The following is a 9,975-nucleotide window of genomic DNA, read 5'->3' as shown; positions in this document are numbered from 1 at the left end:
CGTGTCCTCTTCGCCGTCCCCGTCCTGCGCCGTCCGCCGGCGCAGCTCCTCCTGTTCGAGCGTGGTGATCCTGCGCTCCAGGGCCTCTCGCTCCGCCTCCCAGTTCGCGACCCGGACCGCCTCCGGCCCGGTGACCGCGCGGAAACCGTCCTCCTGGAGTTCCCCGGTCTGGAGCCGGGGGCGGTCGAGGATGGTGTCGGTCCTCCCGGCCTCCCGGTCGGTGGCCTCGGCGCGGTCCCGCAGGTCGGTCGCCGAACCGCGGGTCTTGTCGATGGCCTTGGTGATTCCCTCGACGGCCTTGTCCCCCCGGGGGTCGGCATCGCCCCGGGTGAGGTTGAGCTCCGATTTGAAGACGTCCAACAGGTCGGTCCGCGCGGGCGCCGCCGGAGCCGGAGCGGCGTCGTCCCGGTCGGCGTCCGCGGCCCGGCCGACGGTGATCTCCCGGTCGGCGCCGACGGTGGCCGGGGTCGTCCCGTCCTTCGGGGCCGTCGCGCCGAGCGAGGCCAGGGCGGCCCGGACCTCCTTGATGGTGTCGGTCCACGCGGTGACGGCGGTGTTGTACTCCCGCAGGGCGTCCTCGTAGTCGCCCTCCAACCGCTGGTACTCCTCCCGGGCCTGGGCCAGCTCGGCCTCGGCGTCCTCGACCCGGTGGGTGAGCACCATCTCCGCGGTGGAGCCCGGGGCGGCCTCGGCGAGCAGCGTCCTGAGCCGCCCGAGGTCCTCGTGCGCCCGCCGGTACCGGTCGACCGGCTCCTCCAGGGCCGCGCGGGAGCGCAGGAACCTCTCCTCGGCATCGGCGAGTGCGTTGCGCTGGGCGTGGACGCTGTTGTGCCGGTCGCCGAGCGCGTCCGCCTCGGCCCGGGTGAGGAATCCCATACGGACGGCGTCGGACTGCGACACCCAGGCGCTGACGGACTCGCGGACCTCGCCCGAGCCCCACACGTGGCTGCTGCTCCGCAGGGTCTTCCACATGTTCCCCGACCGCAGCGCGTTCCAGGACTGCTTCTGCGCCAGCCGGGGCACCCACTTGAAGGTCCAGAAGTCGGCCGGTACCTCGGTGACGCTGCCCACCATCCAGGTCGCGTCGAACTCGACCAGGTAGGCCGGGCCGAGCCGCTGCTCCTCGGAGACGGGCGGCAGGGCGGTCTGCGTGGAGCCGTCGGCCTGGTTCGTGCCGCGGCCCTGGCCGGAGGAGCTGGAGAGGGCCCCGCCCATCACCGCGGCGTGGGAGGGGTTGCCGGGTTGGTAGGTGTTGATGCCCGCCGGGCGCAGGGCCAGGGAGCCGCCCTGCTCGGTGCCGTGTCCGCTGGAGGCCCCGCGGGACCGGCCGGTGCCCGTCGTGTCGTTGAGGCCCGCGCCGGGGGAGACGTCCAGGACGCGGGCCCGGCCCGGGGCCGGTACCGCCTTGATCCGCCACTCGGTGTGGCCCATGGAGAGCAGGGGTGCGCCCTCCTCCGAGTTCAGGGCCTGGGGGAGCAGGGCCTTGAGGGCCAGCTCCTCCAGGCTCTGCTCGACGGACGTGTGCAGGCGGTCCAGGTGGAGCCGGTCGGCCGTGAACCGGCGTACCCGGCCGACCGCGTCGCGTGTGTAGGAGCCGTCCTGGATGTCGTTCGGCCCGTGCTCCCAGCCCAGGGAGCGGGCGACCACGACGACGGCCGTGTCGCGGATGCCGCGCCCGCCGTCGCCCACCGCCGCGGGCAGCAGGACCACTCCGTCGGCCGGGCGGGTGATACCGGAGTCGGACCTGAAGTTCCGCGTCCACGTCCGCACCATGTCCACGAGCGAGGCCTGCAGGGTGTTGTGCCGCTCGGGGACGGGCTGCTCGGGCCGGGGCGGGGCGGCGGCCGGGGACTCCGGCGACGTCGGCTCCGGGGCCGTGTCCCCGCCCTCGGCCCCGGTGTCCTCCAGGGGCCGCTCCGTGCCGTCCCCGGGCTCCTGTCCGGGTTCCTGCTCGGATTTCCGTACCGCCCGGTCGTCCTGGGCCGGTTTCGCGGGGGGAGCGTCCGGTGCCTCCTGCCCGGGGCGGATGTCCGCGGAGTCCTCGCCGCCCGGGGTGGACCCGTCGCCGAACTCGACGTAGGGGTAGGCGTAGAGCGTCTGCACCGGGCCCGCGTCGGCCGACACCTTGAGTCTGAGCCCCCGGCCGTCGTCGATGGTCAGGATGAGCTCGGTCGTCTGGCTGAGCTTCACGTAGGGGCCGCCCATGTCGAGCCGGACGGTGCGCGACTCCGAGCCGCCCTGCTCCGTGGACCGGCTGTTCGTCTCCGAGGCGCTCGCGCCCGCGGCGGTGGGGACGAACAGCGGACGGCTGTTGCGCTGATCGGCGGCGGGACTCGCGTCACGGTCGTGGTCGGTGGGGATGAGCGCGGTGAACTCGCTGTTCGCGCCCAGGGCGGTGCTCCGGCCCTCGCCCTGGGAGGCCTCGGTCTTCCACGTGTGCGTCTCGATGACGGCGTCCGCGGAGGTGATGTGCTCGACCTCCGTTTCGTGGACCCGCTGTTCGACGGACACCCGCGCCCGGTGCGAGCGGTGCTGGAACCTCAGGGGGTCGTCCTCGTCCGGGTCGGTCCTGATGTCCCGCAGCTTCACACCGATGGGCACCGAGTTGCCCGCGGCGTTGCCCAGCTGGGAGGTCAGGGCCTGGAGGAGGTCGTTGCGGGCGTCGACGGTGAGTTCCAGCCCGCGCCCTTCGGTCGCGAGCCGGTCGGCCAGGGCCTGGAGCGCCGCCGTCGGGTCGGCGGGGCGGATCCGGCGCCCGTTCCCCTCGAAACCGGGCCGCACCTGCACGTGCCGCACCGGCTCCGGGTTCGGCTGCGGCTCGACGCTCAGGTTGCCCTCGGCGTCCTCGATCACCTTGTCGTCGATCAGGTTCGCCTCGTAGGCGTCGCGCGCCGACACGTAGCCCGACACCAGGTCCTCGACCCGGGTCCGCCACCCGCGGAAGCGGGTGCTCAGGCTCATCGTCGGGCCGAGGTTCCAGTTCTTCACGAGCTCCACGGCCTGGGTGACCGTGCCGGTCATCCGGTAGGTGTAGGCCGTCATGAGCTTCGGGACGAAGATGACCGAGGAACTGAACGAGGAGGTCGAGCGCCGGGTGCTGGAGGAGCTGAACGGGGTCCACGACCCGCCGACCGACCCCACCGGGTTGGGCTGCTGCGCCATGTTGGGCAGGGGGTCCGGCGGGTCGATCGGGTTGCCCGACCCTCCGGCGGCCAGGCCGTTGCGCACGCTCACGCTCGTCGTCGTGTTGGAGGAGGCGGCCACCGCGATGGTCGTCTCCCCGCGCCAGATCTGCTGGCCCCGGAACGACAGCATGGAGGTGATGCCGTCGGGGATGATCCGGGTCGCGAACGTCGCGCGTACGACCTTCAGGCTCGTCCAGCCGCGGCCCAGGTCCTGCCGGGCACGGATGCCGGTGGCGGAGGTGGCCGCCGGGCTGGAGGCCAGCACCTCCGAGGACAGCAGGTTGCGGAAGAACGACTGCCCGCCGTTGCCGTCGGACAGCAGGGTCCGGAGCTTGTTGCGGAAGCCGGTGAACGCGGTGAAGGTGTGCCCGAGCAGGCCCCGGCCCTGGTCCGTCAGGAAGTCGGTCCGGATGTGCTCCACCGCCCCGCCCAGGTCGAGGAGCCGCCGGGCGCGCGCCCGCGGGTCCCGGGGGTCCGGAGGGTCGGGGGCGGGCTCCGGCGCGGTCTCCGCGGTGGGCTCCGGTACGACCTCGGACTCGCGCGGCGGCGGGTCGGTCCCCTCCTCGCGCAGCGGCGGGATCTCGGCGGTGCGCTCGGGCGCAGGATCCGGGGAGGGTTCCCGGACGGTCTCGTCGGCGCGCCGCCGGGTGTCGCCGCCGGTCCGCTCGTCCTCGGCGGGAGCCGGATCGCGGCGGTCGCGGGCCCCCGGGACGAGGTCGGACGAGGAGGAGTCCCGGCGTCCGCCGGTGCCCTCCGGGTCCGTCTCGGCCGGCGTCGCCTCCGGGGTCGCGGCGCGCCGGGAGAACCAGGGGCGCCGCGGGCGCGGCACGGTCCGGAACAGGTTGCCCTGGACGAGCTCCCGTGCCTCGTCGGAGGTGAGGGCCTCCACCGGGGGCGGGGGGTCCGTCTCGGGTCGGCCCTGCGACGTCGTCCGGGTCCGCGGCACCAGCAGGTCGAGGTGGGCGGACAGGGGTTCGTGCAGCAGGGGGACGGACCGGTCGCGGCCGTAGACGGTGTCGGTGCCGTCGTACTCGTGCAGGCGGGCTCTGAACGTCACCGGGGCGCGCCACAGGTCGGAGCCGTCCCGGAAGAACATGAAGTGCTCGTTGGTGTGGCCGATCCGCTGGTCGCGGCCGATCCCGTGGCTCCGGTTCACCGCGCCGGTGAGGCTGAAGCCCCCCATCTTCTGGGGCATGCCCCGCGCGTCCTCCTGCGGGGGCCGCACCTGGCCGGCCCCCGCCGTGAGGCTCAGGCCGTGATTGTTCGACTTGTTCCGGGAGCGGGACAGCTCGGAGCCGCCGCCCGAGCGCACGCCCGGCTCCATCGTCGCGGGCTCGATGTACCGCAGCCTGCCGATGTCCGCCGTGATCCGCACGGTGACGGTGCCCGGGCGGGCGAACTCCTTCCTCTTCGCCATGGACCCCACGTCGAACCTGGCGTCCTCGGTGAGTTCGATCGCGAGCCCGTCCGGGGAGGTCAGCTCGTGGATCCGGGTCCGCAGGTTGGCGGGGGTCAGGGTGCGCATCACCAGGTCGGTGTTGCTCCAGGCCTTCCCGCGGTTTCGGCGCAGCGGCCACCAGCTCTCGCGCGGATCGCGCCAGCCGGTGTAGCCGTTCTCGCCGTCCGGGCGGTCCGGGCGGTAGGCGTAGTTGGACCTGTTCCGGGCCAGTTCGGGGATCACCATGCCCGGGTGGATGCGGGCGACCTGGGTGAGCACCTCGAAGGCCAGCTGCTCGTAGACCGACCGTTCGCTGGTGACGGTGCTGTCGCGCGGCAGCGTCAGGGGCCGCCGCGCGGGCGCGTCCTCCGACGCGCTGCTCGCGGTGTCCTCTGCCGGCGGGTCCGTCCGGGCCGGCGCGTCCTCGGCCGGTTCGGCGTCGCGTTCCCCAGGCTCGCCCTGCGGGGTGTCGCGCCCCTCCCGGGCGGTCTTCGGGGCGTCCTCCGGTGTCTCCGGGGTCCGCTCCTGTTCGGCGGACCAGTCGAAGTCGCGGACTGTGACCCCGCTCAGGTCGGTGACGGTGTCGCCCCGCAGGTGGGGCAGGGAGGGCTCCCGGGTGTCCTCCGGGGAGGAGACGCTCTCCTCCCGCATCCGCCGGGCCTCCCGCACCGGGACGAGTTCGACGCTCGTGCCCTGGAAGCGGTGGGGGAGCGGCCCCTCGCCGTCGAGTTGCAGGAAGAAGTCGCGCTTGACCCGGTAGGAGGCGAAGGTCTCGTTGTCGGCGATGTCCCGGGCGAGGGTGCGCCGCGAACCGCTCTGCTTGTGGTCGACCCGCGTGGTCCTGGTGTTCGAGAAGGAGTACTCGAACGTCGGCAGGTCCAGGCGCAGCGTGTGCCCGCCCGGCAGCGGGATCGCCAGGCTCATGCCCGCGGAGCCGGAGGCGTTGATGTTCCGGCCCCGGGAGGTGTTGGAGGAGGACGCCATGTCCAGGGTGTCGAAGCGGGTGAACTCGTCCAGGTGGGGGCTGTGCTTCAGGGGCTCGTACTCGGTGGGGGAGGTCCACAGGTGGGCGGTGCGCGTCTCGCCGTCGGCGTCCTGGAAGCGCACGGTGAGCTTGTTGGACCCCATGGCGTGCAGGTGCTCCCGGACGACGTCCTCGCCGAAGGCGTCGATCACCTGCTCCCGGAAGGCCAGGCGCCGCTTCTGGGAACCGCTGAGCTTGCGCGGGGGTTCGGTGGTCTCCGGGTGGCCGGGGTCGCCGGGCCGCAGGGGGGCGAGCCGGTCGGCCAGCCACGTGCCGATCTCGGTGTACTCGGGCGGTTTCCCCGGGGTCGTGTCCGGCTTGCCGAACAGGTTCCACCAGCGCCGTTTGGGGGCGGGCGCCTTCTCCTCGACGATCGGGTCGGGGGTGATCTCCTCGACCTTCAGGGTCAGGCCCCCGTACGGGGTGCGCCGCCGGGGCACGGGAACGGTGTCCTCGGAGCCGCCCTCGGAGCCGTCCCGGACGGCGTCGCCCGCTTCGTCCCGCTCGTGGTCCCGTGCGGTGTCGCCCTCCCGGACGAGGCCCTGGTCCCGGGTGCCGTCCCCGTCCTGCTCGGAGGCCCGGTCCCGGTCGCCGCCGGTGCGCTCCCGCTCGGCGGGCACGGTCCAGGTCTGGCGCGGGAACGTGATGCCCGGCGCGGTCTCGGGCGTCACCCGGACCCGGCCCGACAGGATCATGGCGAGGCCGTTGTGCACGAGGCCCTCGTAGGCCCATGTGGTCGGGTGCCGGGGCGGCGGTGCCGGGGCGCCCTCGGACGCGTGTGCGTCGTCCGGCGCCAGGACGAGGGACTCGGACGGCGCGGTGTCGGGGTCGGGCACGGGGTCGGCCGGGCGCATCACGGTGATCGACACCCGCAGGTCGGAGACGTACGCCTCCGGCTGCCCCGGGTTCTCCGAGGTGATCCCGGACGTCGCCTCCGTCGTCCCGCCCCGGCCCGTGGTGCGCGAGCGCACCCCGAGGCCGCCGCCCAGGCCGAAGGTCGGGCCGATGGGGATGTTCCCGACCGTCCCGAGGAAGAGCGGGCTGACGGTGAACCGCACGGCGACCGACTTGGGGGCGCGCTGCGTGCCGCTACTGGAGGTCTTGGTGGCGTGCGCCCGCTCCTGGCCGCGGGTGAGCAGGATCTCCGTGGCGTCGCCGCCCTGCTCGGTCAGCATGTGGTGGTATTCGCCCTTGTCCGACCGGAGCCGCAGGTCCACCTGCCACATCCGGCCGTCCGGGCCAGGGACGGACAGGGAGTCGCCGCGGGCACGGAAGAACGTGCGCAGCCCGGTGGTCGCGGCCCGCTCCAGGAGGGCGTCGCGGATGCCGTCGCGCACCTGTTGCGGGACCTCGCCCGCGGGGTTCCGGTCCAGGGCGTCGGACACCACGTCCGGAACCCTCTCGGTGCGCAGCAGGTGCGGGCCCATGAGCCGCGAGGTGACCAGGTAGTCCAGGTCGTAGGAGGTGCCCTCGTGGTCCCGGTCCAGGGACCCGTCGTACTCGACGGTCGGCGGGGTCGGCGGGGCGTCGCCCACCGTCGGGATCGGGGCGAGGTGCTCGGTGGGGCCGATGGCCTCGTGGTCGCGCGCGGGCTCCGGCGCCTGGTCCCGGTCGGCCGCGACGACCTCGATCTCGGGCGACTTCCGCGCGGTCGTGTCCGGGTCCGGGTCCGGGTCCGTGAACGGTGCGGGCGGGTCGACGGGCTCGGGGGCGTCGCTCGACGTCGCCACGGTGGGCTGCGGGAGGTCGGGGTCCGTCGTGGACGGGTGCTGGCCGATGAGGGCGGGCGTGTCGTAGGAGGCGTCGGTCATCATCATGACCTGGACGGGCTCTGGGGGGTGGAGGAGCCGGGACTGCATGCCCGACAGGGTCGCGAAGCGCTGGTCTGCCTCCCTGCCGCGGGTGTGGTGTTCGGTGATCTGTTCGCGGATCCGGGTCGTGTCGGGGTGGTCGGGGGACAGCCGTCGCAGGTCGGTGTTGAGCCGCTGGGCCTCGCGGAGGTGGCCGATGGAGTCCTGGAGGGCTGCGGTGATGCCGCGTTGTAGTCGTTGGGCGGCTTCGAGCCTGACCTTGGCGGGCAGGGGGCGGGGGGTGTCGGCGGGTGCGGTGCGTCCGCCGTTCTCCGCGGTGGGGGTGGGCGGCGGCACGGGCAGGTCGGTCCGCTGCTCCGGGGCGCCGGGCGGGGGTGTGCGCTCGGGGGTGGACCGGGGGTCGTTCGCGGCGGGCGCGTGCTCGTCCCGGCTCTGCGCGGGGTCGGCGGCGGTGGTGTCCGGCGCGGGGGAGCCCTGGTCGTGGGCATCGTTCCGCGGAGGGGCGTTCTGGGCGGCGGGCGCCGGGGCGGCGGTGTCCGGTCGGGGGGAGCCCTCGGTGCGGGTGGTGCCGTCGGCGTTCCGGACGGGGGCGGTGCCGTCACCGTCGCCGGAGGCGGTGGGTGGTGGCGAGGTGTCCCCGGAGAGCCGGGGCGCGGCCCCGTTGTCCGCCAGCAGGGATGAGAAGGCCTCGTCGAAGGCGGTCCGGCTGCTCTCGATGGATTCGGGGGTGGGACCGCCGTCCTGTGCGGCGGCGGACCGGGTGGTGTCGTCGCTGGTGAGGCGGGGGGTCTCGGACCGGGGGTGGTCGTTGTCGCGGTCCCGGGTGGTGCCGTCCCGGGTCCCGGTGTCGCGGGTGGTGTCCGGGGCCGCGGGGCGAGAGCCCGCACCACGCTCGGGAGCGGGCGCGGGGGTGTTGTTCTGGCCTGTGGCGGCCGTGCCCGTTCCCGCGCCGCCGGTGCCGCCGCCGGTGGCGGTGAGGGGCGGTGCGGCGGTGACGAGCGGGACGGGGGCGTTCTCGTGGGTGTCGCCGTTCCGGTCGCGGTCGGCGGTGTACGCCGCTCCCGAGTCCGTGTCCGTGCTGGTGGTGGGTGGGAGGTCGCCGGTGAGCCGGGGGACGCCGGTACGGGTGTTGTCGTCCCGGTCCGCGTTCTCGGTGGGGGTGCTCTCGCCGCTCGCGGGGTCGGTCTTGTCGTACGCGGGTGGCGGGGTACTGCCGGAGTATTCGGGTGGTGGGGTCGAGTCGAGGCGGTCGCGGGTGGCGTTCAGTTCTGTGTCGAGGTCGGGGCGGCCGAGGTGGTCGATGCCGCTGATCATGGCGGAGGTGATGGTGTTGGACAGGACGCTCTCGACGGCGCCGGTGAAGGCGGAGGAGGGGTCGGCCTTCCATTCGCCGGTGGTGATGCCGTTGGCGAGGAGATCACCGGTGTACCCCGCGAGGGCACCGTTGATCGCGGCGTCGCCGCCGATGGTGTTCAACTGGGTGGTCCAGTGCGCACCGAATCGGTTGATGTCGGTCAGCAGGGTTTCGGGCACGGTTTCGGCGAGGTGGCGGTTCACACCCGGGGGCAGCCCGGAGTCGGCCAGGGTGCGCTGGAGTGAGGGCACCAGGTCGGGGGTGCCCCATTGGCGCATGAAGGTTTCGGCGTAGTTCTCGCCCAGGCGTCGTGCGGCCTGGTCACCGATCTCGGGTCCGAAGTTGCGCCGGAACACATCGGCCAGGTCGTTGCGGAACGCGGTCGCGGACCCGGCGGTCTGCCAGGGGAGCTCACCCAGTCCCCGGTTGGGGTCATAGGGGACGGCCAGGGATTCGCGGTTGCGGGTCAGGACCTCGGCCAGGTCCTCGTTGATGGAGTTCCAGGCCTCGCGCGCGGGTGGTGTGGGGGTGTTGCGTCCGGTGCCGCCGCCTCCGGGTGGGGGTGTGGGTCCGCCGCCCGGTCCGCCGCCGGGCGGCAGGTCGGGGTCGGGCATGTTCCGGATCGGCGGCCCGGTGGGGGTGTTGCGTCCCGGATTAGGTGTGGGTATCGCTGTCCGGGGCGGTGGGGGCAGTCCGCGGAGGTTGCGCAGGGCGGTGTTGAGGAAGGTGCGGAACTGGCGGCTGAGCAGTGCGGACAGGCCGGTGGACAGGAACGCGGAGACGATGCCGCTGATGGCGGCGCCGATGTGCGCACCCGAGGTCAGGTTGGCGTCGTGGTGGTCCCGTGTCCCGTTGTCGATCTGGATGCGCTGGATGATGGAGTCCAGTGACGCGAACAGCTGCGCGATGATCTGGTGCGGCACCGCGGTGGAGATCGCCCACATCAGGATCCGGCCGATCAAGAGCGATCGGAGGCGTTGGAACATCGGGATCCAGTTCAGCGAGGCACCGAAGGTCCACTTGGCCATGGCGATGGCGAACGCGATCTCGGCCAGCAACGCGACGAGTTGGCCCCAGATCATCATGACCATGTACTCGGCGGTGGCGGCGCCCTCGCGCATGCTGCGGGACATGGTGGTGGCCAGGTCGCCTGCTTGGCCGAC

1 pseudogene is annotated in these 9,975 nt (G+C 73.6%); it reads right to left on the bottom strand.

From position 1 onward, the window contains the following. Positions 1-9,975, bottom strand: a pseudogene (locus tag ACJOT3_RS27510) (hypothetical protein); the annotation flags it as partial.

The organism is Nocardiopsis protaetiae (assembly GCF_045446735.1).
GTDB lineage: Bacteria > Actinomycetota > Actinomycetes > Streptosporangiales > Streptosporangiaceae > Nocardiopsis > Nocardiopsis protaetiae.
The sequence above is the reverse complement of the archived record's forward strand: the minus strand, read 5'-3'. Positions and strand labels throughout refer to the sequence as shown.